The organism is Prevotella sp. P2-180 (assembly GCF_002251435.1).
Lineage (GTDB): Bacteria > Bacteroidota > Bacteroidia > Bacteroidales > Bacteroidaceae > Prevotella.
In genome coordinates this window covers 1-458 of the sequence record NZ_NPJI01000016.1, presented here as the reverse complement: position 1 = coordinate 458, position 458 = coordinate 1, and the positions used below count along the sequence as shown (strand labels likewise).

Sequence of the window (458 nt, the reverse complement as noted above, 5' to 3'; positions counted from 1 at the left end):
ACTTACTTATGAGGGACTCACTACGAGCCTCCTTACCAAACCTATATATTTATATTACTAACAAAAACAAGTATGGATTTTTTTGAAATCGAAAAGGAATTGGAGATGCGAAGCTGCATCTCCAAGGGCATCTACGACAGGATGCATGAGTTGCGTTACCACATTGAGATGGAACTGAAACATCTCGGAGAATATCTGAAAATGGAAAACATTCCGAAAGCGTCGGCATCGTGGCTTATTGTTTATGCGGCTGAAAACGTGAGGGAGATGGCTAACACTATGGCTGACGTGAAGAAAATGGCGGAGGAATGTGTGCTGATGCCGGTGGAGAAATTTTGGGACGACGACATCGACAGAATGCTGAAGGCTTTGGCGCAGTTGGTGGACGACATTGCGCAGAAGAGCGACAGAACTCAATACGACGTGTTCAGACATTCAGCATGCAGAGAGTTGGAGGT

1 protein-coding gene is annotated in these 458 nt (G+C 45.2%); it reads left to right on the top strand.

Annotated features, from left to right (window positions below; genetic code table 11):
* Window positions 1-72: 72 nt before the first annotated feature.
* A partial coding sequence (locus CIK98_RS02605; RefSeq protein ID WP_141210371.1) for a hypothetical protein occupies window positions 73-458 on the top strand: 386 nt, incomplete at its 3' end.